Origin of the sequence: Actinomadura decatromicini (assembly GCF_008121305.1) — a bacterium.
Taxonomy (GTDB): Bacteria; Actinomycetota; Actinomycetes; order Streptosporangiales; family Streptosporangiaceae; genus Spirillospora; species Spirillospora syzygii.
In genome coordinates, this window is sequence record NZ_VSRQ01000007.1 from 231,516 (window position 1) to 257,704 (window position 26,189).

Annotated in this window: 38 protein-coding genes; 24 read left to right on the plus strand and 14 right to left on the minus strand. The window is 73.0% G+C overall.

What is annotated here, in order from left to right; translation table 11 throughout:
- The first annotated feature begins 37 nt into the window (after positions 1 to 37).
- Positions 38 to 670 (plus strand): SAM-dependent methyltransferase, encoded by a 633-nt coding sequence (locus FXF68_RS30750; RefSeq protein ID WP_148765364.1) that lies wholly within the window; start codon positions 38 to 40, stop codon positions 668 to 670.
- 39 nt (positions 671 to 709) lie between these two features.
- Here FXF68_RS30750 and FXF68_RS30755 read toward each other — a convergent pair whose 3' ends face one another.
- Positions 710 to 934 carry an EF-hand domain-containing protein gene (locus tag FXF68_RS30755; RefSeq protein ID WP_148765366.1) on the minus strand — a complete coding sequence of 75 codons (225 nt, stop codon included), beginning with the start codon at positions 932 to 934 and terminating at the stop codon, positions 710 to 712.
- A gap of 114 nt (positions 935 to 1,048) precedes the next feature.
- Between FXF68_RS30755 and FXF68_RS30760 the strand changes: the two genes are divergently transcribed.
- Positions 1,049 to 1,846, plus strand: a complete 798-nt coding sequence (locus FXF68_RS30760) for a glycerophosphodiester phosphodiesterase family protein (protein WP_148765368.1) — start codon at positions 1,049 to 1,051, stop codon at positions 1,844 to 1,846.
- A 62-nt stretch (positions 1,847 to 1,908) separates the two neighbouring features.
- On the opposite strand, the gene FXF68_RS30765 is transcribed toward FXF68_RS30760, so the two are convergent.
- Entirely contained in the window at positions 1,909 to 2,202 is a 294-nt protein-coding gene (locus FXF68_RS30765; protein WP_148765370.1) for a type II toxin-antitoxin system Phd/YefM family antitoxin, read from the minus strand.
- Positions 2,203 to 2,409: 207 nt separating this feature from the next.
- Between FXF68_RS30765 and FXF68_RS30770 the strand changes: the two genes are divergently transcribed.
- From FXF68_RS30770 to FXF68_RS30780, 3 genes are all read left to right on the plus strand, one after another.
- Complete coding sequence (locus FXF68_RS30770; RefSeq protein ID WP_187438209.1) at positions 2,410 to 2,973, plus strand: ClpP family protease; 564 nt, start codon at positions 2,410 to 2,412, stop codon at positions 2,971 to 2,973.
- On the plus strand, positions 2,970 to 3,575 hold the full coding sequence (locus FXF68_RS30775) for an ATP-dependent Clp protease proteolytic subunit (RefSeq protein WP_148765372.1): 606 nt from the start codon (positions 2,970 to 2,972) through the stop codon (positions 3,573 to 3,575). Before FXF68_RS30770 ends, FXF68_RS30775 begins: the two co-directional genes overlap by 4 nt.
- Positions 3,576 to 3,716: 141 nt before the next feature.
- Positions 3,717 to 4,061 (plus strand): RNA polymerase-binding protein RbpA, encoded by a 345-nt coding sequence (locus FXF68_RS30780; RefSeq protein ID WP_067886474.1) that lies wholly within the window; start codon positions 3,717 to 3,719, stop codon positions 4,059 to 4,061.
- A gap of 117 nt (positions 4,062 to 4,178) precedes the next feature.
- Here FXF68_RS30780 and FXF68_RS30785 read toward each other — a convergent pair whose 3' ends face one another.
- Positions 4,179 to 4,847 (minus strand): response regulator, encoded by a 669-nt coding sequence (locus FXF68_RS30785; protein ID WP_148765374.1) that lies wholly within the window; start codon positions 4,845 to 4,847, stop codon positions 4,179 to 4,181.
- A complete protein-coding gene (locus FXF68_RS30790; protein ID WP_222870157.1) occupies positions 4,844 to 5,899 on the minus strand; it encodes a sensor histidine kinase in 1,056 nt (351 codons plus the stop codon). The genes FXF68_RS30785 and FXF68_RS30790 overlap by 4 nt, the downstream gene beginning before the upstream one ends.
- Positions 5,900 to 6,033: 134 nt before the next feature.
- Here FXF68_RS30790 and FXF68_RS30795 point away from each other — a divergent pair, with 134 nt between their 5' ends.
- The 3 genes from FXF68_RS30795 to FXF68_RS30805 are packed head-to-tail and all read left to right on the plus strand — an operon-like array spanning position 6,034 to position 9,241.
- On the plus strand, positions 6,034 to 6,963 hold the full coding sequence (locus FXF68_RS30795) for an ABC transporter ATP-binding protein (RefSeq protein ID WP_148765378.1): 930 nt from the start codon (positions 6,034 to 6,036) through the stop codon (positions 6,961 to 6,963).
- Positions 6,960 to 8,426 (plus strand): ABC transporter permease subunit, encoded by a 1,467-nt coding sequence (locus tag FXF68_RS30800; protein ID WP_148765380.1) that lies wholly within the window; start codon positions 6,960 to 6,962, stop codon positions 8,424 to 8,426. The genes FXF68_RS30795 and FXF68_RS30800 overlap by 4 nt, the downstream gene beginning before the upstream one ends.
- Entirely contained in the window at positions 8,423 to 9,241 is an 819-nt protein-coding gene (locus FXF68_RS30805) for an ABC transporter permease subunit (protein ID WP_148765382.1), read from the plus strand. The genes FXF68_RS30800 and FXF68_RS30805 overlap by 4 nt, the downstream gene beginning before the upstream one ends.
- Positions 9,242 to 9,259: 18 nt before the next feature.
- Here the strand turns inward: FXF68_RS30805 and FXF68_RS30810 are convergent, their stop codons facing one another.
- From FXF68_RS30810 to kamD, 6 genes are all read right to left on the minus strand, one after another.
- Entirely contained in the window at positions 9,260 to 9,805 is a 546-nt protein-coding gene (locus FXF68_RS30810) for an FxsA family protein (RefSeq protein ID WP_148765384.1), read from the minus strand.
- Between the two features lie 100 nt (positions 9,806 to 9,905).
- Entirely contained in the window at positions 9,906 to 10,652 is a 747-nt protein-coding gene (locus tag FXF68_RS30815) for a polyprenol monophosphomannose synthase (protein WP_148765386.1), read from the minus strand.
- 5 nt (positions 10,653 to 10,657) lie between these two features.
- Entirely contained in the window at positions 10,658 to 12,361 is a 1,704-nt protein-coding gene (gene lnt / locus FXF68_RS30820; RefSeq protein ID WP_246179043.1) for an apolipoprotein N-acyltransferase, read from the minus strand.
- A gap of 607 nt (positions 12,362 to 12,968) precedes the next feature.
- The gene (gene kal / locus FXF68_RS30825; protein ID WP_148765388.1) at positions 12,969 to 13,376 is read right to left on the minus strand and encodes a 3-aminobutyryl-CoA ammonia lyase; all 408 of its coding nucleotides are present in this window, start codon (positions 13,374 to 13,376) and stop codon (positions 12,969 to 12,971) included.
- Positions 13,373 to 14,263 carry a lysine 5,6-aminomutase subunit beta gene (gene kamE / locus FXF68_RS30830; protein ID WP_148765390.1) on the minus strand — a complete coding sequence of 297 codons (891 nt, stop codon included), beginning with the start codon at positions 14,261 to 14,263 and terminating at the stop codon, positions 13,373 to 13,375. Before kamE ends, kal begins: the two co-directional genes overlap by 4 nt.
- Entirely contained in the window at positions 14,260 to 15,888 is a 1,629-nt protein-coding gene (kamD, locus tag FXF68_RS30835; RefSeq protein WP_148765392.1) for a lysine 5,6-aminomutase subunit alpha, read from the minus strand. Before kamD ends, kamE begins: the two co-directional genes overlap by 4 nt.
- 291 nt (positions 15,889 to 16,179) lie before the next feature.
- Here kamD and FXF68_RS30840 point away from each other — a divergent pair, with 291 nt between their 5' ends.
- The 8 genes from FXF68_RS30840 (at position 16,180) to FXF68_RS30875 (ending at position 21,633) form a co-directional block, all read left to right on the plus strand.
- Positions 16,180 to 16,947, plus strand: a complete 768-nt coding sequence (locus FXF68_RS30840; protein ID WP_148765394.1) for a bestrophin-like domain — start codon at positions 16,180 to 16,182, stop codon at positions 16,945 to 16,947.
- A gap of 2 nt (positions 16,948 to 16,949) precedes the next feature.
- Positions 16,950 to 17,588: a hypothetical protein gene (locus FXF68_RS42640; protein WP_187438176.1), complete on the plus strand. Its 639-nt coding sequence runs from the start codon at positions 16,950 to 16,952 to the stop codon at positions 17,586 to 17,588.
- Between the two features lie 210 nt (positions 17,589 to 17,798).
- Entirely contained in the window at positions 17,799 to 18,674 is an 876-nt protein-coding gene (locus FXF68_RS30850) for a hypothetical protein (protein WP_148765396.1), read from the plus strand.
- A 6-nt stretch (positions 18,675 to 18,680) separates the two neighbouring features.
- Positions 18,681 to 19,562 (plus strand): hypothetical protein, encoded by an 882-nt coding sequence (locus FXF68_RS30855; RefSeq protein ID WP_148765398.1) that lies wholly within the window; start codon positions 18,681 to 18,683, stop codon positions 19,560 to 19,562.
- 310 nt (positions 19,563 to 19,872) lie between these two features.
- Complete coding sequence (locus FXF68_RS30860) at positions 19,873 to 20,139, plus strand: ubiquitin family protein (protein WP_148765400.1); 267 nt, start codon at positions 19,873 to 19,875, stop codon at positions 20,137 to 20,139.
- Between the two features lie 79 nt (positions 20,140 to 20,218).
- Positions 20,219 to 20,917, plus strand: a complete 699-nt coding sequence (locus FXF68_RS30865; RefSeq protein WP_148765402.1) for a 3'-5' exonuclease — start codon at positions 20,219 to 20,221, stop codon at positions 20,915 to 20,917.
- Entirely contained in the window at positions 20,910 to 21,260 is a 351-nt protein-coding gene (locus FXF68_RS30870; protein ID WP_148765404.1) for a hypothetical protein, read from the plus strand. Before FXF68_RS30865 ends, FXF68_RS30870 begins: the two co-directional genes overlap by 8 nt.
- Positions 21,261 to 21,264: 4 nt before the next feature.
- Positions 21,265 to 21,633 carry a hypothetical protein gene (locus tag FXF68_RS30875; protein WP_148765406.1) on the plus strand — a complete coding sequence of 123 codons (369 nt, stop codon included), beginning with the start codon at positions 21,265 to 21,267 and terminating at the stop codon, positions 21,631 to 21,633.
- A gap of 62 nt (positions 21,634 to 21,695) precedes the next feature.
- Here FXF68_RS30875 and FXF68_RS30880 read toward each other — a convergent pair whose 3' ends face one another.
- Complete coding sequence (locus FXF68_RS30880) at positions 21,696 to 21,938, minus strand: hypothetical protein (RefSeq protein WP_148765408.1); 243 nt, start codon at positions 21,936 to 21,938, stop codon at positions 21,696 to 21,698.
- A gap of 160 nt (positions 21,939 to 22,098) precedes the next feature.
- On the opposite strand from FXF68_RS30880, the gene FXF68_RS30885 reads away from it, so the two are divergent.
- From FXF68_RS30885 to FXF68_RS30905, 6 genes are all read left to right on the plus strand, one after another.
- Positions 22,099 to 22,296 (plus strand): hypothetical protein, encoded by a 198-nt coding sequence (locus FXF68_RS30885; protein WP_148765411.1) that lies wholly within the window; start codon positions 22,099 to 22,101, stop codon positions 22,294 to 22,296.
- 139 nt (positions 22,297 to 22,435) lie between these two features.
- Complete coding sequence (locus FXF68_RS42645) at positions 22,436 to 22,582, plus strand: hypothetical protein (RefSeq protein ID WP_187438177.1); 147 nt, start codon at positions 22,436 to 22,438, stop codon at positions 22,580 to 22,582.
- 3 nt (positions 22,583 to 22,585) lie between these two features.
- Positions 22,586 to 22,966: a hypothetical protein gene (locus FXF68_RS30890; RefSeq protein WP_148765413.1), complete on the plus strand. Its 381-nt coding sequence runs from the start codon at positions 22,586 to 22,588 to the stop codon at positions 22,964 to 22,966.
- A complete protein-coding gene (locus FXF68_RS30895) occupies positions 22,963 to 23,253 on the plus strand; it encodes a hypothetical protein (RefSeq protein WP_148765415.1) in 291 nt (96 codons plus the stop codon). Before FXF68_RS30890 ends, FXF68_RS30895 begins: the two co-directional genes overlap by 4 nt.
- A complete protein-coding gene (locus FXF68_RS30900; RefSeq protein ID WP_148765417.1) occupies positions 23,240 to 23,491 on the plus strand; it encodes a hypothetical protein in 252 nt (83 codons plus the stop codon). Before FXF68_RS30895 ends, FXF68_RS30900 begins: the two co-directional genes overlap by 14 nt.
- Positions 23,492 to 23,593: 102 nt before the next feature.
- Positions 23,594 to 23,908 (plus strand): hypothetical protein, encoded by a 315-nt coding sequence (locus FXF68_RS30905; RefSeq protein WP_148765419.1) that lies wholly within the window; start codon positions 23,594 to 23,596, stop codon positions 23,906 to 23,908.
- Positions 23,909 to 23,916: 8 nt separating this feature from the next.
- On the opposite strand, the gene FXF68_RS30910 is transcribed toward FXF68_RS30905, so the two are convergent.
- Positions 23,917 to 24,168: a hypothetical protein gene (locus FXF68_RS30910; protein ID WP_148765421.1), complete on the minus strand. Its 252-nt coding sequence runs from the start codon at positions 24,166 to 24,168 to the stop codon at positions 23,917 to 23,919.
- A 181-nt stretch (positions 24,169 to 24,349) separates the two neighbouring features.
- Here FXF68_RS30910 and FXF68_RS30915 point away from each other — a divergent pair, with 181 nt between their 5' ends.
- Positions 24,350 to 24,637 (plus strand): DUF6247 family protein, encoded by a 288-nt coding sequence (locus tag FXF68_RS30915; protein WP_148765423.1) that lies wholly within the window; start codon positions 24,350 to 24,352, stop codon positions 24,635 to 24,637.
- On the plus strand, positions 24,634 to 24,891 hold the full coding sequence (locus FXF68_RS30920; protein ID WP_148765425.1) for a hypothetical protein: 258 nt from the start codon (positions 24,634 to 24,636) through the stop codon (positions 24,889 to 24,891). The genes FXF68_RS30915 and FXF68_RS30920 overlap by 4 nt, the downstream gene beginning before the upstream one ends.
- Here FXF68_RS30920 and FXF68_RS30925 read toward each other — a convergent pair.
- A complete protein-coding gene (locus tag FXF68_RS30925) occupies positions 24,888 to 25,088 on the minus strand; it encodes a hypothetical protein (RefSeq protein ID WP_148765427.1) in 201 nt (66 codons plus the stop codon). The two genes, FXF68_RS30920 and FXF68_RS30925, sit on opposite strands and share 4 nt — an antisense overlap.
- Before the next feature lie 676 nt (positions 25,089 to 25,764).
- A complete protein-coding gene (locus tag FXF68_RS30930) occupies positions 25,765 to 26,067 on the minus strand; it encodes a hypothetical protein (RefSeq protein WP_246179044.1) in 303 nt (100 codons plus the stop codon).
- Positions 26,068 to 26,189: the final 122 nt, after the last annotated feature.

Genomic DNA, 26,189 nt, shown 5'->3' on the forward strand with positions numbered 1-26,189 from the left:
TTACCGGGACGGGCCCTCGTCCGGGCACCATCGCGGCATGGACGAACCCACTGACGGCCAGGAGTTCTGGGACTCCCGCTATGCCGAGCACGACCACCTGTGGAGCGGCGAGCCCAACGCCGTCCTCGTCGAGGAGATCGCCGACCTCGAACCCGGCACGGCGCTCGACCTCGGCTGCGGCGAGGGCGCGGACGCGATCTGGCTCGCCCGCCGCGGCTGGCGCGTCACCGCCACCGACATCTCCAGCGTCGCGCTCGACCGCGCCGCCGGCCACGCCGAGCACGCCGGCGTCGCCGACCGCGTCGACCTCCAGCGCCGCGACCTCGCCGAATCCTTCCCCGAAGGCTCCTACGACCTGGTGTCCGCGCACTTCCTGCACTCGCCGCACGAGGGCATGCCGCGCGAGGAGATCCTGCGCGCCGCCGCCGCGGCCGTCGCTCCCGGCGGCACGCTGCTGATCGTCGGGCACGCCGGGCCGCCGCCCTGGGACCCCGACGCCCACCCCGGCGCCCACCTGCCCACCGCCGACGAGGTCCTCGCGTCGCTCGCGCTCCCGGACGAGGAGTGGGACGTCCTGCGCAGCGGCGAGCACGAGCGCGTCCAGACCGCGCCGGACGGCCGCGTCATGACCCGCACCGACAACGCCCTCCGGCTCCGCCGCCGCGCCTGACCGGGCCCCCGGGGCAGAGAACCCGCGACACGGGCGCCGTCACGGGCGGGCGGCGGCGCCCTCCATCAGGGCCGTGAACTCGTCCAGGGAGATCTTGCCGTCGCGGTTGGCGTCGGCGGCCACGACCACCTCCACCACGCGCGTGTCGGTCGTGTCCTGGCCGAGCTTCGCCATGAGGTTCTTCAGCTCGGCCGTCGAGATGTAGCCGTCGCCGTCGACGTCCACCAGCTCGAACGTCGCCCTGTACTCGTTCACGTCCGCCACGCCTGCTCCTTAGCCGATCGTTTGCCGCGGCCGACCGTAGCATCGACGTCGCACGGCACGGGCCTTTACGCAGTAAGGTCCGTCGTGACCTCCTCGTCCGACATAATCGGACGGGTGCGACGCTCGTACGAGTTCCTCGACCACCCCGGACCCATCCCGTTCGCCCACCGCGGCGGCGCGGGCGGCCGCCCAGAGAACTCCATGGCCGCGTTCCAGCGCGCCGTCGACCTCGGCTACCGCTACCTGGAGACCGACGCGCACGCCACCGCCGACGGCGTCGTCGTCGCCTTCCACGACCGCACCCTCGACCGCGTCACCGACCGCAAGGGCGTCATCGCCGAGCTGCCCTACGCCGAGGTCGCCAAGGCCCGCATCGGCGGCACCGAGCCCATCCCGCGGCTGGAGGAGCTGCTGTCGTCCTTCCCGGACGCCCGCGTCAACATCGACCTCAAGGACGCGCCCGTCATCGGCCCCCTCGCGGCGGCGCTGCACCGCGCCAAGGCGTGGAACCGGGTGTGCCTGACGTCCTTCTCCACCCGCCGCCTGGCCCAGATGCGGGCCCGGCTGCCGCTGTTCACCGACCGCGACGTGTGCACCGCGCTCGGCCCGCGCGGGGTGATGGCGCTGCGCGCCAAGTCCTACGGCGGCCCGGCCGCCAAGCTGATCCGCCTCGCCGCCACCGGCGTCGCCTGCGCGCAGGTCCCCTACGGGCTCGGGCCCGTCCCGTTCGTCACCGAGGCGTTCGTCGCCCGCGCCCACGAGCTCGGCCTGCAGGTCCACGCCTGGACGGTGAACGAGCCCGCCGACATGCGCCGGCTGCTCGACCTCGGCGTCGACGGCATCATGACCGACGAGCTGCTGGCTTTGCGGGACGTGATGTCGTCCCGCGGCCAGTGGCCCGGCCCCTCCTGACGCGGGCCCTGCTAAGGCGGGCCGCCGCCGGGAGCGACTGCCCCGTCGGCGGTCGAGGCCCGTCAGCGGTTGAAGCCGGGCGGGCGGTACTCGGCCGCGATCCGCATCGGCCGCGACGGCCCCGACGGGCCGGGACGCTCGGCGGGCCGCGACGGCTGCCCGGGCGGCACCGTCCCGCCGACCTGGAGGTCGAGACGCTGCGACCGGACCATCTCCAGGAGCTCCAGGTCCTCCGGGGAGACCAGCGCGGCCATCACCCGGCCGCGGCGCGTCAGCTTCACGGGCTCGCCCGTGTAGGCGACCCGGTTCACCAGATCCGCGAACTGGGCACGTGCTTCGGTTACCGGAACATCCACGTGATTCATCGTATAGCGAAACTCCCCGCTCTCCCCTGGTCGCCTTCAGCGACAGCGCGCTAGCGTGCTCACGTACGTAGTGTACGAAATGTACAGATGATCAAGGAGGATCACGTGACCGGCGGACCGATGCGATGGGACGGCGACCAGCCCGGCGAGCGGCTGAACAGGACCTACGTGGGCAGGACACGGGCCAGCGTCACCGAGATGCCGCACCTCGCCGAGGCGCAGCTGTTCGAGCGGCTCCTCGCGCAGCGCATCGTGTTCATCGGCAGCGAGATCGACGACCAGCTCGCCAACCGGGTCAGCGCGCAGCTCCTGCTGCTCGCCGCGCACGACTCCCGGCGCGACATCACGATCTACGTCAACTCCCCCGGCGGCGTCGTCGACGCGGGCATGGCGATCTACGACATGATGCAGTTCGTCCCGAACGACATATCCACGGTCGTGATGGGCATGGCGGCGTCCATGGGCCAGACGCTGCTGTGCGCCGGCACCGCGGGCAAGCGCTACGCGCTGCGGCACGCGCGGGTGATGATGCACCAGCCGCACGGCGGGATCGGCGGCACCGCGTCCGACATCAAGATCCAGGCCGAGCAGTCGCTGTACCTCAAGCGGACCCTGGCCGAGCGGACCGCGTTCCACACCGGGCAGCCGCTGGAGCGCATCGAGGCCGACAGCGACCGCGACCGCTGGTTCACCGCCGACGAGGCCCGCGACTACGGCTTCGTCGACCACGTCATCGACAGCACCGACCGGGTGGGCACATGACACGCGCGGAACGCCGGACCCTCGTCCCGTCGTTCGAGGAGCGGACGAGCTACGGCCGCAAGGAGACCGACCCCTACAACAAGCTCTTCGAGGACCGGATCGTCTTCCTCGGCACGCCGGTCGACGACGTCAGCGCCAACGACATCACCGCGCAGCTCCTGGCGCTGGAGGGGATGGACCCCGACCGTCCCATCGCCCTCTACATCAACTCGCCGGGCGGGTCGCTGACGGCGATGCTGGCGATCTGCGACACGATGCGCTACGTCCGGCCGCCGATCGAGACGACCTGCGTCGGGCAGGCCGGGTCGGCGGCGGCGATCCTGCTGGCGGCAGGCGAGCCCGGCCGGCGGCAGGCGCTGACCGGCGCGCGGATCGTGCTGCACGAGCCCGCGATCGAGGTGTCCCGCGGCTACGCCACCGACCTCGACATCCAGGCCCGCGAGATCCTGCGGCTGCGCGAGCAGGCCGAGGCGATCGTGGCGGAGGCGACCGGCCGCGACCCCGCCACGGTCCGCGCCGACCTGGACCGGACGAGGTACTTCGGCGCCGCCGAGGCCAAGGAGTACGGGCTGATCGACGAGGTCATCACGACCCGCGGCTGACCCGTCCGGCGGGACGATCTTGCCCCGCGGCGCGGCCCGGCCGGAAACGGCAGGGTTGGATCACTCCCGCGGCGGGAATCTTGTCACGGTATTCAGCGTTGGTGATGGCAAGACCGCAAGCCGTCTGGGAGGCACGTGACGATGGCCGAGCGCGCACTTCGCGGCACCCGACTCGGAGCGACGAGCTACGAGAACGATCGCAACACCGATCTGGCCCCTCGCCAAGAGGTCGACTACACCTGCACGAAGGGCCACCGGTTCACCGTGACGCTCGCAGCCGAGGCCGAGGTGCCGATGACCTGGGAATGCCGCAACTGCGGCGCCACGGCCCTGCGGGTCGACGGGGAGCTGCCCCAAGCCAAGAAGGGGAAGCCGCCGCGCACGCACTGGGACATGCTCATGGAACGCAGGACGCTCGAAGACCTGGAGGAGGTCCTCGCGGAGCGGCTGGAGATCCTGCGGGCAGGACGCCGCCGGTCGGCGTGAACGGCTGAGAGAACGCGTGGGAAGGGCCCGCACCGGTGCCGGTGCGGGCCCTTTTCCATGCCCCGCGACGGCGCACGCCGAATGCTGTCCGCCTCTTCCGGCCGCGCGGTCGGCCGGTCAGCGGCCCGCGCGGGGGAGGACGAGGCCGGTCTCGTAGGCGGTCACGACGGCCTGGACCCGGTCGCGCAGCCCCAGTTTGCGCAGGATCCGGCTGACGTGGGTCTTGACGGTCTCCTCCCCCACCACGAGCCTCGCGGCGATCTCGGCGTTGGTGAGGCCCTCGGCGACCAGGCGGAGCACGTCGGTCTCGCGCGGGGTCAGCGCGTCCAGGACGTCCGGGCCCTGGGACGGCGGGCGCGGGCGGAGCCGGGCGAACTCGCCGATGAGGCGGCGGGTGACGGCCGGGGCGAGCAGCGCCTCCCCCGCCGCCACCACGCGGACGGCGTCGAACAGCCGCTCGGCGGTGACGTCCTTGAGCAGGAACCCGCTGGCGCCCGCGACGAGGGCGTCGTAGACGTGCTCGTCCAGGTCGAACGTGGTCAGCATCAGGACGCGCGGGGCGTCCGGGGCGGCGGTGACGCGGCGGGTGGCCTCGATGCCGTCCATGACGGGCATCCGCACGTCCATCAGGACGACGTCCGGGCGGTGGTCGCGGCACACCCGCACGGCCGCGGCGCCGTCGGCGGCGGTGGCGACGACGGCCAGGTCGGGCTGGGTGCCGAGCAGCGCCCCGAACCCCGCGCGGACGACCTCCTGGTCGTCGGCCACCACGACGCGGACGGTCACCGGACCTCGCCGTCCCCGTCGTCGGTGGGCAGCGCCGCCTCGACCAGGAACCCGCCGACCGGCCCCGCGCCGGTGCGCAGCGCCCCGCCGACCGCGGCGGCCCGCTCGCGCATGCCGAGGAGCCCGTGACCGGCCGCCGGGACGACGCCGGGCGCCGGGCCGGGGCCGTTGTCGCGGACGCGGACGAGCAGCTCCCCGGCCGTGTACTCGATCTCCACGTCCACGGCGGCGCCGGGCGCGTGGCGGCGGGCGTTGGTCAGCGCCTCCTGGACGATCCGGTACGCCGCCAGCTCCACGCCCGGGTCCAGCGCGGCGACGCTCCCCCGGACGCTCAGCCGCGTGTTCGCCGCGCCCGTCCCCCGGGCCTGGTCGACCAGGTCGAGGAGCTGCTGCAGGCCGGGCTGGGGACGCCGGTCCGGCGCGGCCCCGGCGGCCTCGGCGTCCTCGCGGAGCACGCCGAGCAGGCGCCGCATCTCGGTGAGCGCGGTCCGGGCCGTGTCGCCGATCGCCAGCAGCCGCTTCGCGCCCTCGTCCGGCATGCCCGGGACGGCGAGCCGCGCCGTCTCCGCCTGCACGGAGATCATCGAGATGTGGTGCGCGACGACGTCGTGCAGCTCGCGGGCGATGCGGGCGCGCTCGCCGCGCGCGGTGTGCTCCAGCAGCGTGTGCTCGAACGCGCGGCGGGAGGCGTCCAGTTCGGCGGCCCGCGCGCGCCGTCCGAGCGCCCGGCGGCGCGCCAGCGCGCCCCACACGAGCACGAGCGCCGCCAGGGCCGGGAAAGCGGGCCCCCGGTGCAGGACGCACGCCGCCGGGGCCGCCACGGTGATCGCCGCGGCGGCGGCGGTGATCCGGTCGCGGGCGAGGACGAGCGGGAGCGTGGCGCACACGTCCACCACGATGGCCGCCGACAGCGCCGCGCCCCACACCGGCGCCCGGTAGACCGCCTCCACGACGGCGGCCGCGGCCAGGCAGGCCCCGGCCGCAGGCCACGCGCCGGGCCTCCCCCGCCATCGCGTCGGCCGGCGTGCCCGCCCTCCCGCGTCGACCTCCACGTCCGCCATTGTGGCGTGAACGGCGCGCGGCGGCGTCCCTCCGCCGGGGGACGCGCGGTCCCCCGCCGCCCGCGCCGCGAACGGTCCCGGGGCGGGACGACCCGGAGGCGCGGCGGTCCGTAGCCTCCCGGGGCATGGAGGCAACCATCGAAGTACGGGGGCTGCGCAAGCGGTTCGGGCCGACCGTGGCCGTGGAGGACCTGTCGTTCACGGTCGGCCCCGGGCGGGTCACCGGGTTCGTCGGCCCGAACGGCGCGGGCAAGTCCACCACCATGCGGATGATCATGGGATTGGACCGCCCCGACGCGGGCACGGCACTCGTCGGCGGGCGGCCCTACCGGTCGCTGCGGACCCCGCTGTGCCGGCTCGGCGCGATGCTGGACGCGTCGGCCGTCCACCCCGCCCGCCGGGCCCGCGACCACCTGCGCTGGATCGCGCACGCCAACGGCCTGCCCGCCCGCCGGGTCGACGAGGTGATCGAGCAGGCCGGGCTCGGATCGGCAGCGCGGCGGCGGGCGGGCGGGTTCTCGCTCGGCATGCGGCAGCGGCTCGGGATCGCGGCGGCGCTGCTCGGCGACCCGCCGGTCCTGATGTTCGACGAGCCGGTCAACGGCCTGGACCCCGAGGGCATCGCCTGGATCCGGGGCCTGCTGCGGTCGCTGGCCGCCGAGGGGCGCGCGGTGCTGGTGTCCAGCCACCTGATGGGCGAGCTGGAGGGCGGCGCCGACCACCTCCTCGTGATCGGGCGGGGCCGGCTGATCGCCGACGCCCGCGTCGAGGACCTCCTCGACGCCGCCTCCGACGGGCGGGTCGAGGTGCGCACCGAACGGCGGCGGGAGGCGATGACGGTGCTGGCCCGCGCGGGCGCGACCGTCACCGCGTCCGGGCCGGACGCCCTGGTCGTCGCGGGGCCGACCGCGGAGCGGGTCATCGAGCTGCTCACCGAGGAGGGCGTCGCGTTCAGCGGGATCTCCGCGCACCGGGCGTCGCTGGAGGAGGCGTACATGGAGCTGACCAAGGACGCGCTGGAGTTCCAGGCCGTCGCCGGCGGGGACGCCCGGTGACCGCGCCCGCGCCGACCGCCCCTTCCGCCCCGCCGCCGTCGTACCGCAGCACCGTCGCCGGGGAGGCCCGCGACGGGTTCGGGCGGCTGCTGCTGGCCGAGTGGACCAAGCTGCGCACCGTCCCCCGGTGGACGCTGACCCTCCTCGCCGCCGTCGTGCTGGTGGTGGCGGTGGCGCTGCTGTCGGCGTCCGACAGCGGGTCCAGCGGCCCGGAGAAGGGGCCGCCCTCCCCGTCCGGGCTGCCGATCATCGACCTCGGGCACTACACCTACCTGCCGCTCGCGGGGGACGGCTCGATCGTGGCGCGGGTCGCGTCCCAGGACGGCGGCGGGGCGTGGGCGAAGGCCGGGCTGATGATCCGGGGCAGCGCCGAGCGCGGCGCCCCCTACGCGGCGCTGGCGGTGACGCCCGGGCACGGCGTCCGGATGCTGACCGGCTACGAGCGCGGCGGCGCGGGCGGCGGGACGGCGACCGCGCCGCAGTGGCTGCGGCTGACCCGCGCGGGCGCCACGGTCACCGGCTACGCGTCCGCGGACGGGCGGGCCTGGCGGCGCGTCGGCTCGGTCCGGCTGGACGGCCTGCGGGGACGGGCCCTCGCCGGGATGTTCGTCGCCGTCCCCGACAAGGTCGACGTGCGGCGCGTGTTCGGCGGGGAGATCATCTCCGGTGCGCCCGGCGACACCACCGCGGCCTTCGACAACGTCGCGGTCACCCCGCCCGCGCCGGGCGCCGCCTGGCAGGACCGGGGCGAGCCCGGCGGCCCCGCCGCCGACCCGGCGCTGGACGGCAGCACCCGCTCCGGCGGGACGTTCACCCTGAAGGGCACCGGCGACATCGGCCCCGACGAGTTCGCCCCCGACGTCACCAAGGCGACCCTGGGCGGCGCGATGATCGGGCAGGCCGCGATCGTCGCGCTGGCGGTGCTGTTCATGACCGCCGAGTACCGGCGCGGGACCCTGCGTACCACGTTCGCGGCGAGCCCCCGGCGGGGGCGGGTGCTGGCCGCGAAGGCGGTCGTCGTGGGGCTGGCGTCGCTGGCCGCCGGGCTGGTCGCGGCGTTCGCGTCGGTGCTGCTCGCCCGGCCGCTGCTGGAGTCCGGTGGGCTCACTCCGCCGCCCCTGTCGGACCCGGCGGTGCTGCGCGCGGTGGTCGGGACGGCCGCGCTGCTCGCCGTCCTCGCGGTGTTCGCGCTGGCGGTGGCGGCGATCGTGCGGCGCAGCGCGGTCGCGATCGCGGCGGTGCTGCTGGTCCTGCTCGTCCCGGAGATCACCGCGACGGGGCTGCCGGTGGCGGCGGCGCGGTGGGTGGAGCGGCTCACCCCGGCGGCCGGGTTCGCGATCCAGCAGACGGTGACGCGCTATGACACGGCGATCGGCCCGTGGGCGGGCCTCGGCGTGCTGGGCGCGTACGCGGCGGCGGCGCTGGCGGCCGCGGCGTGGCTGCTGCGAAGGCGCGACGCGTGACCGGCCGGACGGGGCCCGCTCTCCAGGCGGGACGCGCGGTGCGGGCGGAGTGGACGAAGCTGCGCACCCTGCCGAGCACGGCGTGGCTGCTGCTCGCGCTGGCCGCGGTGACCGTCGCGGTCGGCGCCGCGGTGACGGGCGCGGTCGACACCTCCCACTGCGCCACCCCGGCCGGGTGCCAGGAGGACATGCCGAAGCTGGCGCTGTCGGGCGTCCGGCTGGGGCAGGTCGCCGCCGTCGTGCTCGGCGTCCTCGCGGTCGGCGGCGAGTACGCGACCGGGACGATCACGGTGACGCTGGCGGCGGTGCCGCGCCGGTGGACCGTCCTCGCCGCCAAGGCCGCCGTCGTCGCGGGCGCGGTCGCCGCCGCCGGGGCCGTCGGCGTGCTCGGGTCGCTGGCGGCGGGGCGCGGCATCCTGCCCGGCAACGGGTTCACCGCCGCGAACGGGTACCCGCCGCTGTCGCCGCTGGACGGGCCCACCGCCCGGGCCGCCGCGGGGACCGTCCTGTACCTGGTCCTGGTGGCGCTGCTGGCGCTCGGCGCGGGCACGGCGCTGCGGGACCAGGCGGGAGCCGTCACGGCGGTGCTGGGAGCGCTGTGGCTCGTCCCGCTGGTGGCGGCGATGGTCGGCGACGACACGTGGCGGGACCGGCTGGACAAGTACGCGCCGATGCCCGCAGGGCTGGCCGTCCAGGCGACGCGGAACCTGGACCGGCTGCCGATCGGGCCGTGGGCGGGTCTCGGCGTCCTCGCCGCCTATGCGGCGGCCGCGCTGCTTGCGGGTGCGGCGGTGCTCGCCGCGCGGGACGCCTGACCGCCGGGTGGCGACCGGTCAGCTACGGGAGGACGGGTCGTCCTCGTCGATGACCTCGCCGCGGACCACCGGTCCCGGCGGGGTCTCGACCCGGTCGCGCTCCGGGGCACGGCCGAACGGGTCGAACGGGGCGCCGCCGAAGCCGGGCGGGAACACCGCGCCCGCCGCCGCCCGCTCGCGGGCCCGCGCCTCGGCGGCCCGCATCCGCCGCGCCGCGAACCGGGACACCGCCCGGCGCACCAGCGGCCGGGTGAACGGCAGCACGAACGCGAACCCGATCACGTCGGTGACGAACCCGGGGGTGAGGAGCAGCACGCCGCCCGCCATGACCAGGGCGGCGTCGCCGAGCTCCCGGTCGGGCATGACGCCGCGGCGCAGCGTCTCCTCCAGGGCGCGCCAGGCGCGGCGGCCCTCCCGGCGGACGATCCACCCGCCGAGCACGCTCTCGGCGACCAGCAGCCCGATCGTCGGCCAGGCGCCGATCACCCCGCCCACCTGGATGATCACGTAGATCTCCAGCACGGGCATCGCGAGCAGCGCGAGGACCAGCAGCAGCGGCAGCATGACTCCATCTTCGGGGTCGCGGACTGTTCTCCCTACCCCGTACAACGCCGGGACGCCCCCGAACGTTTCCCCCGCCGGGCGTCGGGCGGTGGCGGGACGGTCAGCGGGGCGGGCGGGAGCGGCCGAGGCGGTCGGCCACCCCCCACTGGGTGATGCGCAGCGCCGCCTCCGCCATCACGTCGCGGCTCATCTTGCTGGTGCCGTGGACGCGCTCGACGAACGTGATCGGCACCTCCACGACCCGCAGCCCCTGCCGCAGCGCCCGCAGCGCCAGGTCGATCTGGAAGCAGTAGCCGCGCGAGTCGACGCCGTCCAGGCCGATCTTCTCCAGGGTCGCGGCACGGAACGCGCGGTAGCCGCCGGTCGCGTCGTGCAGCGGGATGCCGAGCATCAGCCGCGCGTAGGTGTTCGCGCCGCGCGACAGGGCCTCGCGGCGCTTCGGCCAGTTGAGCACCTCGCCGCCGGGCACCCAGCGGGCGCCGATGACGAGGTCGGCGTCCTCCAGCGCGGCGAGCAGCCGGGGCAGCTCCTCGGGCTGGTGGGAGCCGTCGGCGTCCATCTCGACCATGACGTCGTAGCCGCGCTCGGCCGCCCACCGGAAACCGGCGATGTAGGCGGGGCCGAGGCCGTCCTTGCCCGCCCGGTGCAGGACCTTGATCTGCTCGTCGGCGGCGGCCATCGCGTCGGCGACCTCACCGGTGCCGTCCGGGCTGGCGTCGTCGACGACCAGGACGTCCACCGCCGGGACGGCCACGCGGACCCGGCCTGCGATGCGCTCGACGTTGTCCCGCTCGTTGTACGTCGGGATGATCACGAGCACCCGGCCGAGGTCGGCTGGGATCTCCATCGGCGTCAATTCTCCTCGTTCTTCCTGGCCGTCGCTCTGGATGCCGCCGCCGCCGCGCAGATCGCGCCGAGCCCGAGCGCCGTGAGCACCCATTCGGGAGCGGCCCCGACCCGGTCGGACAGGGTCCGGGACGTCCGCGCCGGGACGGCGGCGACCTGCAGGTCCGGGACGAACTCCCGGGACCGGTCGATCATCCGGCCGTCCGGGGCGACGATCGCGCTGATCCCGCTCGTCGCGGCAACCAAGATCGTACGGCCATGTTCGACCGCGCGCAGCCGGGACATCGCGATCTGCTGCGGCGGCAGGCTCGTCCGGCCGTAGGTGGCGTTGTTGGTCTGGACGACGAGGAGCTCGCCGCGCGCGACGTCGCGGACCTCCTTGTCGTAGGCGACCTCGAAGCAGATGACGTCGCCGACGTTCACCGGGCCGAGCCTCATCACGCCGGAGCGGTCGCCCTTGGCGAAGTCGCGCGGGATCTGGTTGAACCGCGTGATCAGCTTGGTGAGGACGTCGCGGAACGGCAGGTACTCCCCGAACGGGACGGGATGCCGCTTGACGTAGTAGTCGCCGGGGCCGGTGCGCGGGTCCCAGACGATGCCGCGGTTCTCGACCTTCCTGCCGTCCGGGGTGTCGGTGAGCGCGCCGACGAGGACGGGCACGCCGATGTCGCGGACGGCGCCGTCGATGGCGTTGTAGGCGCCGGGATCGGAGTAGGGGTCGAGGTCGCTGGCGTTCTCCGGCCACACGACCAGCTCGGGCCTCGGCAGGCTTCCCGCGCGGACCTTCGCGGCCAGCTCGTGCGTGACGCGGACGTGGTTGTTCAGGACGGCCTGCCGCTGGCCGAGGTAGTCGAGCCCGAGGCGCGGCACGTTGCCCTGGACGACGGCGACGGTCACCGGCCGTCCGGACGTGGGGGTGGGGATCAGCGTCCCGCCCCCGGCGAGCGCGGCGACCGCGGCGAGCGCGCCCGCCGCCGGGACGAACCCCCGCCACGACGGCCGCGCGTCCGGCCCGTCCTCTCCGTCCGTGGCGTCCGGCGCGGGGGCGGGACGTCGGGCCGTGTAGGCCGTGCGGGCGGTGAGCGCGGCGTAGGCGAGGAGGCCGCCGACCAGGGCGGTGAGGAAGGTGACCAGGGGCGCGCCGCCGTAGGAGGCGTAGGGCGTCAGCGGCGTCGCGGTCTGGCTGAACGCCAGCCGCGCCCACGGGAACCCGCCGAACGGGACGTGCCCGCGCAGCAGCTCCTCGCCGACCCACAGCGCGGCCGTCCACACCGGCCAGCCGCGCAGCCGGGTCACCAGCGCGATGCCCGCGCCGAGTGGCAGGAAGTACGCCGCCTGGACGAGGCTGAGGACGATCCACCCGTCCGGCCCGACCGCGGAGATCCCCTCCAGGACGGGCAGGAAGAACCCGGCCCCGGCGACGAACCCGAGCCACGCCCCGGTGCGGGGCGCCCGCCCGCGCAGGGCGAGGGTGAGCAGCGCGACGCCGACCGGGGCGAGCGGGGTGAGGTCGAGGGGCGGGAACGCGGGCCACATCACCAGCCCGGCGGCGAGGGCCAGCAGGGTGCGGGGCCAGCCCGCGCGGCCGCCGGCGCGGACGCCGCGGCGCAGCCGGGCGAGGCGGCCGGGGCGCGCGTCGGGACCGGGCTCGCCGGGGGCCCCGTCGGGGCCTCGCGCGGGCGGCCGGTCCGGGAGGGTCTCCTGCGCCACGTCCCCACCTCGTTCGTTCGATCCTGCTGGGAACGCTACCGGGCCGGGACCACCGGGGCGACCGACTCACAGACCCGGCATGGCCCGCACCGGCGGTGTGCGCGGGGCGCGGGACGGGAGGGGCGGAGGACGGGAGGGGCGGGGGCGCGGACACGGAAGAGGGCCCGCGACATCCATCGGGCCGGAGTCGTCCCACAGGCGGTGAGAGCGAGGCTCCGTTTTCTACTGGATGTCCGGGCCCTTCCCGGGTCCAACCCCCCGCGCGATCGGGCGGCTCCGCCCCGGGACGCGGCACCGGACCACCGCACTGGCTCAGGCGGGCGCGGCGGCGACCACTCGCGTGATCCCCGTCCCCGTCGTGGCGCGGTACCCGGCGGCGCCTCGGGCGGCCGATCGGTGAGTCCCGTGCTGGACTGCTGCAAAACTACCGGCTTCCGCCACCTTGTCAACCGCCCGATGCCCTGCGGCTACCCAGGTTTTCCCAGCTCAGCACCATGATCGGAGGGTTCGGCGATTTCCCCGGCGGGACGCGCCGATCATGCCGTCCCGGGCGTGTCGGAGTCCGCCCCCGACACGCCCGGCGTATCGGGACGGGACGCGCGCCGGCTCAGGGCCGGTCGGCCGCGGGCGGTGCGGAGACGACGACGGTGCCGGACGCGGTGACCGCGACGACCGGCTCCGGCAGCACTTCGGCGGCCGACTCGCCCCGGTCGGGGCGTCCCCGGCACACCACGCGGGCCTCGAACTCCATCGCGCGGCTGCGGGTCCCGGCGCGGACGAGGACGGCGGTGGCCTCCAGCACGTCCCCGGCCCGGACCGGGGCGCGGAACTGCACGTCGGAGTAGGACGCGAACAGCCCCTCGTCGCCGTCGGTGCGGACGCACAGCTCGGTGGCCACGTCCCCGAACAGGCCGAGCACGTAGGCGCCGTCGACCAGGTCACCGGCGTAGTGGGCGTGGGAGTAGGGGATGTACCGGCGGTGCGTGACGGCCAGCCCGACGCGCGGGTCGCTCATTCGTCCTCCTCGATGGGCGGGTTCTCATCAGACCGGTTCTCATCAGACCGGTCCTCGCCGGGATCGGCCGTGTCGCCGGGCAGCAGGGCGTGGACGAGGTAGCTGGCGACCTCGGCGGGCGTGGTGCCCCTGCCGAAGATGCGGTCGACGCCGAGGTCGTCCTCGGTGACGGTGTCGAAGCGGGGGCCGCCGACGACGAGCAGGGGGCGTCCCATGCCGCCCGCGACGGCGGTCGGGTACTCGGCGTGGAACGCGGCGGCCATCTGCTTGGTGTTGTGCAGGTGCGCGTTGCGCTGGGTGACGACCTGGGAGACCAGGACGGCGTCGGCGTCCTCGGCCTTGGCGCGCTCCACCAGCTCGGCGACGGTGACCTGGGCGCCCATGTTCACGACCTGGATCTCGCGGTAGTACTCCAGGCCCTTCTCCCCCGCGAAGCCCTTGACGTTGAGGATCGCGTCGATCCCGACGGTGTGGGCGTCGGTGCCGATGCACGCGCCGACGACGACGAGCCGCCGGTTCAGCGCCCGCCGGATCGCCTGGTTCACCTCCTGCGAAGTCAGCAGCGGGTAGGCGCGCTCCTCCGGGACGGGGATGGACGCGTAGTCGATCAGGTGCCGCACCTTGCCGTACACGATGAAGAACGTGAAGTCGGGGCCCATCGGCTTGGCGTGGACGACGCTGGCCGGGTCCAGGCCCATCTTCGCGGCGAGCTGCAGGGCGGCGGCGTCGGCGCGCTTGCCCGCCGGGACGGGCAGGGTGAACGACATCTGCACCATGCCGTCGCCGGTGGTGTCGCCGTAGGGGCGGATCACCTGCCGGGTGTCGGCGGGTTCGGCGGGCGGGGCGGGCGGGGCGTCTGTCCCGGTTCCCGGGGCTGGGGTCGTCATGCGGGCACCTCCTGCTCGGCGGCGTCGGCGGCGGGACGGGCGGCGTGCGGGTCCTCGGCGTCGAGGATCTCGATCGCGGGGTTGACGTAGCCGTCGGCGCGCCGGATCACGCCGTCCAGGCCCTTGCCGCCGTCGGGCGGGCGGCGGGTCACGCCGAAGGTCCCCGCGGCGATGGCGGCGAGGAGCCCGTCGTCGGCGACGCGCTCCAGCAGCTCGACCGACTCGGCGAGGACCCGCTTGGCGCGCTGGACGAGCATGCCGTCCGGGCGGGGCATGAAGTCCTCGGCGAGGTCCCCGCAGGCGTCGCGGACGTAGCGGACGTTCTCCAGCGCCAGGTCGCGGTCCGACAGCCAGGGGGTGTGGATGCCCTCGGTCATCATCCCGATCAGGATGATCGACTGCCCGGTCATCACCCCGGCGAGGTTGAAGAACGCGTCCAGCAGGTACCCGGCGAAGATGTTGCCGGTCATGTGCTTGGTCGGCGGCATGTACTTCAGCGGCGCGCCCGGGAACAGCTCGCGGACGAGCTGGGCGTGCGCGAGCTCCAGCCGGAACGAGCCGGGGATCGACGGGTCGATCTCGAAGGCGTGTCCGAGGCCGAGCTGGGCGTCGGTGAGGCCCGCCTCGTGCCCGAACCGCTCGTTGAGGAGCTGGCTGACGACGACGGTGTGCGCGGCGTCGACCGCGTCGGCGGTGGTGAGGTAGTTGTCCTCGCCGGTGTTGATGACGATGCCGGCGCGGGCGTGGATCTGCCGGGAGAACCGCTGGTCGATGAACGTCCGGCGGGGGTTGATGTCGCGGAAGATGATGCCGTACATGCAGTCGTTGAGCATCATGTCCAGGCGCTCCAGCCCGGCGAGCGTCGCGATCTCCGGCATGCACAGCCCGGACGCGTAGTTGGTCAGCCGCACGTACCGGCCGAGCTCGCGGGACACGTCGTCGAGCGCGGCGCGCATCAGCCGGAAGTTCTCGCGGGTGGCGTAGGTGCCCGCGTAGCCCTCGCGGGTGGCGCCCTCGGGGACGAAGTCCAGCAGCGACTGCCCGGTCGAGCGGATCACCGCGACGACGTCGGCGCCCTCGCGGGCGGCGGCCTGCGCCTGCGGGATGTCCTCGTAGATGTCGCCGGTCGCCACGATCAGGTAGACGAGCGGGCGCGGCGGGTCGGCCGTGTCTGGGGTGGGCAGCTCGGCGAGCAGCGCGTCGCGCTCGGCGCGGCGGCGGTCGACGCGGGCGATGCCGGCGCGGGCCGCCCGCTCCGCCGCCGCGCGGGCGCGGCCCGCGTCGGCGCCGGACGGCAGCCGGAACGACACCCGGCCCCGCGCGGCGGCCCCGGCCAGGTCGGCGAGGGTGTCATGCGGGCCGGTGAGCAGGGCGTCCCAGACCGGGAGGGCCACGCCGTGCTCCAGGCCGACCTGGTCGCGGACGGCATCGGCGAGGTGGTTGGCCCAGGGCCGTCCCCCGTCGTCGGCGCCGGCGAGTCCGGCGAGGCGGAGCAGAGCGCGCTCGACCGACACGGTCGTGTGGGTGCGCGCCATCTCGATGATCGGCTCGGCGGCGCGGGCGGCCAGCCGCCGGGCGGCGCGCACCGTCTCCGGGTCGAGGTCCAGCTTTCCCTGCGGCGCCATCGCCGCCTCCCCTCGCCAGCCGGTCGTGGCCGCACCGGCCCGTCGTGTCAATCGTCCTTCATGTCGGGTTCTCTACGGGAGATCTTCCGGTATCAGCACCGTATTTCACAAGAACTACCGGCAAACCCTCATGTCCCGTGGCCGAAGCCGCGCCGCGGGCCACAACCATCTTCCCCGGCCGACCGGTCACCTCACCCCAAGGTGACGACCACGGCATACCCATCGGTAGCGACTTTCCGTAAATCTACAATCACCCGAAGTAAGCGCCGATCCGCACATCTGGGGAGGGGCATGTTCATTTACTTTGGCGCCGCGGTCTGCGCGATCGCGGTGGTGATCGTGGCGAGCCGACTCGTCCGCCGGACCCGCGCCGTGGAGGACCCCGACCCCGACGGGCCCACCGCCGGGCACACCGGCGCGATGCTGTCCGCGCTGTTCCTGCTGGCGTTCGCCATCGCGATCGTCGTGCCGTGGACGACGTCGGACGCCGCCCGCACCAACACCTACACCGAGAGCCAGTCGATCTCCGAGGCGTACTGGGCGGCCGGACGGCTGCCCGCGCCCGCCGGGCCGCACGTCCAGGCCGAGCTGCGCGGCTACGTCGACCTGGTCCGCGGCCCCGAGTGGCGCCGGATGCGCGACCACTCCGAGCTCACCGCGCGCGGCTGGGCGGTCCTCGACGGGCTGCGCCGCGAGGTCCTCGCGATCAAGACCGACACCGACGAGCTGAAGGACGCCCGCGGCGCCCTCCTCGACCGGCTCGCCGAGATCTCCGCCGCGCGTCGGCAGCGCGCCGCCGACGCCGCGACCGAGCCGCCCGCCGGGCTGCTCGCCGTCACCGTCCTCACCGGGATCGTCGTCGTCCTGCTGCCGTTCCTCGCGGGCGCCCGCCCGCGCGGGATGACGCTGGTGCCGCTGGCGCTGATGGCGGCGCTGCTCGCGACCGGGACGTACCTGACGATCGACATCATGCACGTGTTCAGCGGCGCCCTCGCCGTCGGGCCGGACGCGTTCACGTCGTTGAACACCGACCTGCAGCGCATCGCGGGAGGTGGCTGACCGTGCGCACCCCCCGTCCGCGGGTCGCGGGACGGGCCGTCACCGTGCTGGCCGTCGCGGTCGGCGGCGTGCTGGCGGCCGCGCCGTGCGCGCTCGCCGCCGGGCCCGGCCCCGACCCGGACCCGCCTCCCGGGCTCGTGCTCCCGCATCCCCGCATCAGCCTGTGCATCGACCTGCAGATCGGCCACGGCGGAGGAAACGGCGACTGCCTCCCGCACCCGCCGCCGCCCTGCCCTCCCCCGCACTGGCCCCCGCATCCCGTTCCACCACACCCGATCCCACCGCACCCGATCCCGCCGGTGCCGACGCCGCCAGCGCCCACACCGCCTGCGCCGACACCGCCACCGCCGACCGTGAAACCGCCGCCACCGCCGACGGTCGCGCCGCCCAAGCCGCCACCGCCGCCCGCGACCCACCCGCCGTCCAAGCCCCGCCCCCAGACCGTGGCGCCCGTCCCGCCGCCGCCGCGCACGCCGCCGTCCTCGCGGCCGCCCGCGAAGGCGACGCCCACCCCTGCCCACACGGCGGCCCGCGCGTTCCACAAGCAGCCGAAGCGCCCCGACCCGCTGAGCACGTCGCTGGTCGTGGCGGTCCTCGCCATCGTGATCAGCGCGGGCGCGGCGATCGCCTTCGCCCGCTGACCCCGTCCCGCTGACCCCGCTGACCCCGCTGACCCCGCGGTCGCCCGGCCTCACCGGTCGAGGTGGAATGGCGGTATTCCGCATTTCGCGTGGTCGGGGGCGACCGGAGGCGGACAGGTCCGCGGGCGGAATCGTCGGCGCTGTTACCGTACGTCCAACGACGGGTCACTCTGGGGGTTCATCGTGCCGCATTTCCCACGTCGATTAGGAATGGCGGCCGCAGCGCTCGCGATCGTTTCGGCGGCGGGTTTCGGCGCCGTCCATCTGACCGGTCTGGCCGGCAAAGCCGGGAGCGACGGGACGGGACGCCGCGGTCCCGCCCCCGCTGCGAGCTCGCCGACCGGCACGCCCGGCGGCCGCGGACCGGAGCCCGGGTCCGAGGGGCCGGGCGCACCCACCGGCTCCGCGACGGCGAAGAGCGGCGGCCCGCCGGGGAAGCCCGGGCACACGCCCGGCGGCGGCCGGGGCGGGCCGAGCCCGACGCCGTCGGCGACCGGGGCGCCGCCGCCGCCCGAGATCGACCTCGGCTGGGGCGGGCCGTCGCTCGGCAACGCCAATCCCGACGCGGGCGGCTGCAAACTGTTCTGGGTGAGCCAGCGGGGAAGGCGCGCGACGATCCTGTCGATCGGCTCCACGACGCAGTTCCAGCCGAGCGGAACGGAGTCCGGCGACGGCCTGCCGGTCAATTCCCTCACCCCGGGACCGGCCTGCCTGCGGCCCCGGGCGGACGGCAGCCTGCCGTCCTGGAGTTTCGACGCCGACGGCGACGGCGTGCCCGAGAAGCACAGCGCGTCCGGCCCCTGCGAGCCCGGCGCCGTGGTGTCGGCGGAGCGCTGGTGCGGCGTCATCGTCAAGCCCGACCTGCCGTCGCGTCCCGGCCGCTACAGCGGACGGGTCACCTGGCGGCTGTCGACCGACTGCGAGTCCCGCGCCGAGGACCCGTGCTCGCGGCTCTCCGGCCGGAACCGGCCGTCGGCCGAGCGGCCCGTGAAGGTCAGGTGGACGATGGTCTGCCTGGTCTCCTTCGGCGTCAGCCGCTCCGACGACGGCACTTACTACCTCAGCGGCTACCGGCTGTCCTGCTGACCGCCGATGACCGAGCAGCCCGGCGGGAACGGCGGCCGGGAGGCCGCGCAGCCGCCGCTCAGCGAACGCCTCGGGCTCCTCACCGTCGTCGGCCCGCCGACCACGGTGATCGCGGCCGTCCTGTTCTGGTACGGCTACGTCGCCACCTACCAGCGGTTCCGTTACTTCGGCGTCTACCTCGAACTGGCCGACCTGTCCAACCAGGACCTGCTGCTGTACGGCACCGAGACGATGCTCCCGTTCGGGGCCGTCCTGCTGGGATTCCTGCTCGCCTTGCTCGGCGCGCACCTCGGCGTGATCCGGCTGCGGACGGCGCGCCGCGCCTGGATCCCCCGGGCCGTGCTCGCCGGCTGCGCCCTTGTGGGCGTCTACCTGGCGTTCCGCGCGCTCGTCGGGATCCTCGTGTCCCGCGTGTCGGAGGAGGAGACGCCCGGCGTCACGCCGCTGTCGCTGACGCTCGGCCCCTCGCTCCTCGTCTACGCGCTCTACCAGCGGGCCCGGCTGCGCGGCCCGCGCCCCGCGCGGACCCGGCCCGAGATCGCCGCCGTCGCGCTGGCCGCCGGGATCGCGGTCATCGGCCTGTTCTGGGCCGCCACCAGCTTCGCCGGGGCCTACGGCGAGAGCCGCGGCTACCGCGACGCGCTGCAGCTCTCCCGGCGGCCCGAGGTCGTGCTGCGCGCCAAGACCCCGATCCTCGGCCTCCGGGCCGAGGACCGGGGCAAGCGCGAGACGTTCCGCTACGAGTACCGCGACCTGCGCCTGCTGCTGGAGTCCAACGGACGGCTGTTCCTCATCCCCGCCCACTGGACGGCTGGTTCCAGCACGGTGATCGTGCCCTACGACGCGAACGTCCAGGTGCAGCTCATCCCCGCGCACCGCCCCCGCTGACCGCCTACAGCCCCGGGATCTGGTGATTCCTGAACGAATCGACAAACTTGTCTCCGTGAGCGTCTTTTACGGAGGGGTGTCGCGTGCCTGGCCAACCGCCTGAAGACCACGGTCCCACGAACGGCACGTCGCCGCTGCCAGAGCTCATCGCAGGCGCCGATGTCTGCGGATCGCAGCTTGGATTCCCCGGCAGCCGTCCGCTTCCGCTGGTGGCTGTGATGGATCGTGTTCACACGATCGGCGGTGGTGAGCCGACGGAGCGGTGGTTGGACTGGAAGGCCGCGCACCCGGACGTGTTCGGGGAGGCGTCATGACCCCGCCGAACTCGGAGGTGCTGGAGCTAGCGACAGCGATCCGCGAAGCCCTGGACGTACCGGTCGCCGATTCCAGCGGCCACGGCGCCCGGTTGGCGGAGGAGATGCTGCGGCTTGAACGAGCCGCCCTAGTGCGGGGCGCTTTGCGCGGCCTCACCGACGGCGTCGCCACCGTGTCAACCGCGACGGCCACGATTCGGGAGGCGTTGGCGGAGATGCCTGTCACCTATCCCGTCCACCAGCGGGCTGAGGTGTCGCCGTGAGGGCGCGTGTTCAGGCCGTGGCCCTGGCCGTCGCCTGCTGGACCTTACTCATCCCACTCGCCATGTATCGGGGGCTGCTATGAGCCGCATCGTCTTCCTTGATCTGGAAACCACCGGGCTCGACCCGGCCCGGCATGAGGTGTGGGAGATCGGTCTGATCGACACGTCTCTCTACTCGACGCCGCGTAGCGACATCATGTTCATGACGATGAGCGAAGCTCACTTGTGGCGGATCTATCCCGACCTCGCGAAGGCGGACCCGGCCGCGCTCACCAAGAACCAGTTCTACCGGGTCACCGAGAACACGCGGACGCCCGGCGACGGGAACGTCCAAACCGGGCATGTGTGTGACCTCGCTGCTGATGCGTGCCCGCAGCTCAAGCACATGATCGGGGAAGACCGCCATTTTCACTGGTCGCCTGCCCCGGTGGTTGCTGAGACCCTTGCGCGGATACTCGACGGCGCTGTCGTGGTCGGCGCGAACCCGAGCTTCGACCGGGACTTCCTGCGCCCGTTCCTCGCCGCGAACGGGCACGCCTACACGGCGCACTACCGGCCGATCTGCATCACCGCTGTCGGGTTCGGGTTCCTGTACGGGCGGCACGGACGCCCCGGCGACATCGCCGCGGTGCCGGATCTGGACTGGCCGCTGTCCTCGGACCAGGTGTCGCGGGCTCTCGGTGTTGACCCGGACAAGTACGAGCGGCACACCGCGCTTGGTGACGCCGCGTGGGTTCGCGCCCAATGGGACGCCATCATCGGAGGCGGCCATGCCTGACGAGATCCCCGACGCCCCGGAGGGCTGGCCCAGCGCCGACCCCGACTCAATAGTTCGTGCCCGCAACGACGGTGGCGTGCGTGCCCTCATCGCCCGCGCCATGTGGAAGCGGGACTACCAGCCGGGCGCCGAGGCGAACATCGGCGGGATGGTGTACGAGATCGCCGACCGCGTCGCCGAGCAGGCCGTCCCGGAGATCGAGCGGCGCGCTCTCCGAAACGCAGCCGATGCACTGCTGGCGGCTGGTTTCCATGAGGACCGCTGCTCTTACGGCCCGCCCGGCACATGCGACTGCTCGCTCGGTGAGCACTATCGGTGGCTGATCGCCAGGGCCAGGGGCTGACTCGATGGCGTCGCTGCTGATCGTCCGCCGCGGGGCCGACATTGTGGGCCAGTGTGACGAGCTGTGCTACGACGCGAAACACCCAAAGTGCGTTTGCCGGGCGTGCGGAGGCCGCAATCACGGCGTCGGCCTGGAACAGGCAGCGCTCAACACGCGGACCCTCGTCACCGAATGGGACGCCCGCGAAGGCGCGTACGTGTGCGAGCTCGCCGACGCCGTTCAGAACCTCACGTTGTTCCCGCTTCCCCCACAAGGCCGCGGAACCGTGACCATCAGCTCGCCGCCGGGCGTCAACGTCAGCCCTGCCTCGATCCAGATGACTAGAGGCACGACGACCCAGGGCAGCGAAGGCCGGAGAGGGGACTTGATCTAGATGCCGTCCCCCGTGACCCGTTCAAACACCGGGTGGAACCGGTGGCCTGCGCCCGGCGGCAACTACTCGTCGGTGTCGCCAACGGTTCGCTGCTGGCGGCGCTTGTATGCACGGACCTTCCGCGCCATGTGAGCGCGCAGGTCGTCGGACTTGGACGTGCCCTCTGCTTCGCAGGCTTCTCCGTAGTCGCGCCATAGATCGTCGTCTACGCGGATGACTCGGTTGGGTGTCTTGGGCTTGTTGGGCACCCGCAGGATCTTAGCGGGTGCATTTGCAGAAACTTCACTCTCGGAGTTGTGGTGCATATGCACCATGCTACAGTGGTGCATATGCACCGAGCAACGCCGAGCGCACCGGACAGGGAGAAGAGATGACGGTCATGGCCACCGAACCCGATCGACCTTCGAGGCCGCGACCTATGTCGCCGCCCAGATCGCCAGCGCGTACGCGGACCCCCGTTACGCCTTGGTCCACACGAGTGACGGTCGGATCGGACGCGACCTCGCGAAGCTGCTGGCCGCCCTCATGGTCGAGCGCGGCATCAGGTTCGGCGCGGCGCTCACGCTCGTGCTTGAGGACGAGCGTGTGAGCCAATACGACCGGGCCGACGATGTTCGTGACGAGGCCGTACATGGCTTCCTCAGCTTGCAGGAGATGGCCTGACGCCGCGCCTTCCGGGACTGACGCTGCGTCCGGGCGGCCCACCCCGCGGGCCGTCCCACGAGTGCAGCGAGGAAGACCTGAAGTGGGCGGGCGTCCGGTGACCGCGGAGAGCGCCAATGGCGGGGATCGCTTCGCGGCGATGTCCCCAGGGCAGCTCGACTACTGGGTCCGGGAGATCGCGCCCATCCTGGTCGCCATGCGTGAGCGTTCCGTGGACCGGGCCCGGCAGCGGGCCTTGGAGATGATCCGCCGCCCACTGCGGCGAGACGAGACCACCGAGGAGTGAACCATGGCCGACGCCAGCATCATCGATATTGTCGGGCCCGTGGCGGCCCAGGAATTCGACAGCGCCCAGGACCACTACAAGCCCGGCTTGATCGCTTGGGCGCGCAAGCTACCGGAACTCACCGACGAGCAGTTCCTCACCCAGTGCACTCACGCGATCTACGAATCCGCGCTCGTCAGCAGGTTCCGCGGGAACTGGGACCACGAGCACTTCAAGGCCACGGCGTGCTTCTACGACGCCAAACGCCGGCACGTCGCCGCCGGGCACTCGTCCGACTGCCGGGGCGGCACCCTCTACGCGCAGGGACACGCCGCGGCGATGCGGTCCGCCGGGTATACCCCGTCCCCTCTGAGCGCGTGCACATGCGGAGTCGAGGAGGCGTGAGCATGCCCGTCGTGTCTGTGCTCGCCGCCCCCAGTGGCGTTGAACTGCCCGGCGTCCCGTTCGGGGACCTCGGCTCCTTCAGCCAATGGTTGGACACGGTCCTTCCGGTCAGCCGGTGGGTCGCTGGTGTCCAGGGGGCCGGGATCACCGTTCATGTGTGCGGCCAGGACACCCGGATCCCGGAGGGGTGTCGCCACCTGGACGTGCCGCTGACCGATAGTGAGTACGCCCGATTTGAGCAGGCATTCGTGGACGCCATCGACAGGAGTAGCCATGGCCAAGCCTGATCCGCTCGACGTTCGCGCCTACAACGTCGCGCTCAAGCGGCACCGGGATGGCGCCGTCCGCGAGGCCGCCGACCTGGAACGGACCGTCCGCCGGATACTCGACGACCTCCGTCGCGGAGGCCGCTCCACCACAAGCGACGGACGCAGCGCCCTCCACACCGCGGGCATGCTCATGGAGAAGCTGGTCGCGTTGGAGACGCTCCAGCAGGACGCCGAACACTTCACCGTCGAGACATGAACACGCGCTACCCGGACTGCACCTGCTGGGCACCCGACGACGCCGAGCCCGAAGACCACGACACCGACTGCGCAGAGAACCCCGGCGCCAGGAGGAGTGACCATGCCTGAGAGCACTATCGCGCTCAGCGAGCGCCTCGCCATCCGTGACCGTCTCAAGGCCACCCTCACCGGAGCGCAGCGGCAGCGTGATCGGCGACCGGACATCATCGACACGCCGCACGGCCCCGAATGCGAGTGGGTGCGGTACGAGCGGAACGTGATGCTCGACGCGGTAAACGCGGAACGGGCCGAGCTCGGAAAGCCCCCTGCGCTGATCAACGAGGTCGAGTCCATGGACAGGATGGCGGCTGGGCACGTGGACTACACCGACAAGTTCAGCCTGTACTGCACCGAACTCGTGGTCGACCGGCCATGAACCCTGCGCTACCCTGCGGCTCCGCCGCTCTCAGCGGCGTCGTCCGGGCCGTGCAGCAGACGGAGGTCCACCAGTTCGGCGACCTCCTCAATGTCCCGGCAGTACCCGAGCAGGCGCCCGTGGCGGGTCACTAGGAAAAACACGTCCCCTGGCTTGGCATCGCGGTGGCGGCGCCGCGCGTACGCCACATCGACGGGCTGGAGCTCGACGGGTTCGACCCGGACACCGTCCGGGCCCACCAGGAAGCCGCTCCCCGCCATCCGCCAAGTGTGCACCGGGCAGGCACAGAAGGCACAAGGGGGGCGTCGCATTGCAACTATTGCCTGCCCAATTACCAAGAGCCGACATTGCCGCAGGTCAGGACCGTCCAACCTAACGATCTTGGCAGGCAATACCAAGCTAAGCAAACCTGTGAGTGTGTAGCGGCCTACACTCGACACCATGAGCGCGCAGCCCATCCACGAGGAGCCGGACGACCGGGATCCGCAGGTCATCCACGACCGGCTCCCCGAAAGCGTGCGCGCCAAGTTCCTCACCGAGTACCACGCCGCGGTTGATCGTTCACATGACCTGAGCGGGTACCGGGAACTCCGCGAGCTGCTGAAGACGTGGAGCGTCCTCGCCGCCGCTTACGCGAAGCCGGACTTTCATCAGCGTTATCAGGACGTCCGCGACGGTGTTGGAGAGTATGTCTCCATGGATGAGGTCTTCTCCCGCCACGAAGCGTGAGCGCCTACCGGACGGTCTTCACCGCCGAGGCCGACGTGGAAGTGCGGGGTCTGCCGAAGCGGCCCTCGGTAGCGCTGTACAACACACTCGTTGAGATCAGCCGCGACCCGTGGCAGAAGACCCACGTCGACCCTCTGAAAGAGGATGAGTCGTTCCGGTTCGAGTTGTTCGACGGCGGCGACGGAGTCGTGCACCTGCAGATCAACGAGGAAGACCGCATCGTCATCGTGCAAGGGATCACCTGGGTCGGCTAGCCGTACACCTTGTGGTGCTTCTTACGGTTCCGCCAGTTCCTCCACGACTGCCACGACCGGACCGTCACCCACCAGCACACGTAGAAGATCCCCCACATCCCGCACGTGAAGATCGTCAACGTCCAATGGAGTCCGTGCCCGGTCCAGGACATGCCGCGCTTCGCCCGCACCGGCGAAGGCGGCGCTTGCACGTACACGACCTGAGGCTGCTGTTGCGGCATGGGCGGCGGTGGCATCTGCCCGGGGTACTGCGCCTGCGCCGGCGGCTGGTACGGGTCGTTCGGGTCACGAGGAAGCGGCGGCAAGCCCAAGACGGTGCTCTTTCCAGTGAGGGGAAGACCGCCATTCTGAAGCGCGCAGGCTCGGCCTGGTTCCGTAACCAGGAGGAACGGCCGCACCCGGACGCGGCGACAACCAACCAGTGAGCAGCGCGTCACTCGGCGGGGACCCAGCCGACCGCGTCGCACTCCCCGCACCGGGACAGCCCCCGCCCGGCCGCACGCTCCCGGACAACGTGCACCCGCGCACGCTCCTTGCCGGCCTCCGTGCATGCCGCGCCCGGCGCCGCATCGCACACCGTGCAGGGAGCCTTATCCGCGGCGAGAGAACTCCCGTCTGACGGCGCCCACGCCGACCCCTCACACACCGGGCAGCGGCGCAGCACCAACGCGGTAGCCAAGGCACGGAGACGGTGCGGAACCTCACGCGGCAGATCGCTACTCGTGGCGATACAAGCCTCACCCGGGGCCGCGAGACACGCGGCACAGCGGACCGACAGCGGGTTCGTCACACACTAATCGTCCCAGATCAGACCGCTGTACGCCCGTTGATCAAGGCCCGCCCCCGCCGGGGGCACGTCCATGCTGCCCGCCGCTACAGTCTCACGACCGCGACCGACCGGCCCGTAATCGCTGTTGCTGCCTTACACAGTGGCGGGATATGCGAACCATCGGAACTCGCGACCTTCGCCGCCACCTCGGCGAACGACGCCGTAGCGACCACGAACGCGTCAATCAGGTTCTCGTGCCCATCCAACGAGGTCTCGGCCAGCAGTTGAGCGGCTCGTTCCGCCACCGCACGGGTCGCATCCACCACCGTCACCACAGACAACGCGTAGTCGAACGCTGGACTGCTCGCGGAGTAGTGCTGTTCCGCCAACGTCAGCACACTGATCACCGGAACGAACCCATCCTCGGCCGCAGCCACCAGAACCGCGCGCATCATTCGGTTACGGGCCGCGAGCAGAGCGAGCCCTTGGGCGTCCAGAACGAACGCGTGAGACGGCAACACCGGTGGTC